The sequence below is a fragment of the Streptomyces sp. NPDC097107 genome, assembly GCF_044762405.1.
GTDB classification, from domain to species: domain Bacteria; phylum Actinomycetota; class Actinomycetes; order Streptomycetales; family Streptomycetaceae; genus Streptomyces; species Streptomyces thinghirensis.
In genome coordinates this window covers 1-2,492 of record NZ_JBIWEF010000040.1, presented here as the reverse complement: position 1 = coordinate 2,492, position 2,492 = coordinate 1, and the positions used below count along the sequence as shown (strand labels likewise).

1 rRNA gene is annotated in these 2,492 nt (G+C 56.9%); it reads right to left on the bottom strand.

The features are described 5' to 3' along the window. Nucleotides 1-22: 22 nt before the first annotated feature. Nucleotides 23-2,492 (bottom strand): 23S ribosomal RNA (locus tag ACIQ1J_RS35340); the annotation flags it as partial.

Below are 2,492 nucleotides of genomic sequence, written 5' to 3'. Positions count from 1 at the left end.
AACACAGTGGACGCGAGCAACTGAGGACAAGCCCTCGGCCTATTAGTACCGGTCACCTCCACACCTTGCGGTGCTTCCAGATCCGGCCTATCAACCCAGTCGTCTACTGGGAGCCTTAACCCCTCAAGGGGGTGGGAGTCCTCATCTCGAAGCAGGCTTCCCGCTTAGATGCTTTCAGCGGTTATCCCTCCCGAACGTAGCCAACCAGCCATGCCCTTGGCAGGACAACTGGCACACCAGAGGTTCGTCCGTCCCGGTCCTCTCGTACTAGGGACAGCCCTTCTCAAGACTCCTACGCGCACAGCGGATAGGGACCGAACTGTCTCACGACGTTCTAAACCCAGCTCGCGTACCGCTTTAATGGGCGAACAGCCCAACCCTTGGGACCGACTCCAGCCCCAGGATGCGACGAGCCGACATCGAGGTGCCAAACCATCCCGTCGATATGGACTCTTGGGGAAGATCAGCCTGTTATCCCCGGGGTACCTTTTATCCGTTGAGCGACGGCGCTTCCACAAGCCACCGCCGGATCACTAGTCCCGACTTTCGTCCCTGCTCGACCCGTCGGTCTCACAGTCAAGCTCCCTTGTGCACTTACACTCAACACCTGATTGCCAACCAGGCTGAGGGAACCTTTGGGCGCCTCCGTTACTCTTTAGGAGGCAACCGCCCCAGTTAAACTACCCATCAGACACTGTCCCTGATCCGGATCACGGACCCAGGTTAGACATCCAGCACGACCAGACTGGTATTTCAACGACGACTCCCCCTGAACTGGCGTCCAGAGTTCACAGTCTCCCAGCTATCCTACACAAGCCGAACCGAACACCAATATCAAACTGTAGTAAAGGTCCCGGGGTCTTTCCGTCCTGCTGCGCGAAACGAGCATCTTTACTCGTAGTGCAATTTCACCGGGCCTATGGTTGAGACAGTCGAGAAGTCGTTACGCCATTCGTGCAGGTCGGAACTTACCCGACAAGGAATTTCGCTACCTTAGGATGGTTATAGTTACCACCGCCGTTTACTGGCGCTTAAGTTCTCAGCTTCGCCCCACCGAAATGGAGCTAACCGGTCCCCTTAACGTTCCAGCACCGGGCAGGCGTCAGTCCGTATACATCGCCTTACGGCTTCGCACGGACCTGTGTTTTTAGTAAACAGTCGCTTCTCGCTGGTCTCTGCGGCCACCCCCAGCTCAGGAAGTAAATCCCATCACCAGGAATGGCCCCCCTTCTCCCGAAGTTACGGGGGCATTTTGCCGAGTTCCTTAACCATAGTTCACCCGAACGCCTCGGTATTCTCTACCTGACCACCTGAGTCGGTTTAGGGTACGGGCCGCCATGAAACTCGCTAGAGGCTTTTCTCGACAGCATAGGATCATCCACTTCACCACAATCGGCTCGGCATCAGGTCTCAGCCACACGTGCGACGGATTTACCTATCACACGGCCTACACCCTTACCCCGGGACAACCACCGCCCGGGATGGACTACCTTCCTGCGTCACCCCATCACTCACCTACTAACCGCTTGGTCCGGCGGCTCCACCACTTTCCTTTCCCCGAAGGGTCCGGAACGGCTTCACGGCCTTAGCATCACGATGCTCGATGTTTGACGCTTCACAGCGGGTACCGGAATATCAACCGGTTATCCATCGACTACGCCTGTCGGCCTCGCCTTAGGTCCCGACTTACCCTGGGCAGATCAGCTTGACCCAGGAACCCTTAGTCAATCGGCGCAAACGTTTCTCACGTTTGTATCGCTACTCATGCCTGCATTCTCACTCGTGAACCGTCCACAACTCGCTTCCGCGGCTGCTTCACCCGGCACACGACGCTCCCCTACCCATCACAGCCGGCGTTGGCCGTATTGCTGCAATGACACGACTTCGGCGGTACGCTTGAGCCCCGCTACATTGTCGGCGCGGAATCACTAGACCAGTGAGCTATTACGCACTCTTTCAAGGGTGGCTGCTTCTAAGCCAACCTCCTGGTTGTCTGTGCGACTCCACATCCTTTCCCACTTAGCGTACGCTTAGGGGCCTTAGTCGATGCTCTGGGCTGTTTCCCTCTCGACCATGGAGCTTATCCCCCACAGTCTCACTGCCGCGCTCTCACTTACCGGCATTCGGAGTTTGGCTAAGGTCAGTAACCCGGTAGGGCCCATCGCCTATCCAGTGCTCTACCTCCGGCAAGAAACACACGACGCTGCACCTAAATGCATTTCGGGGAGAACCAGCTATCACGGAGTTTGATTGGCCTTTCACCCCTAACCACAGGTCATCCCCCAGGTTTTCAACCCTGGTGGGTTCGGTCCTCCACGACCTCTTACAGCCGCTTCAACCTGCCCATGGCTAGATCACTCCGCTTCGGGTCTTGAGCGTGCTACTAAAACGCCCTATTCGGACTCGCTTTCGCTACGGCTTCCCCACCCGGGTTAACCTCGCAACACACCGCAAACTCGCAGGCTCATTCTTCAAAAGGCACGCAGTCACGA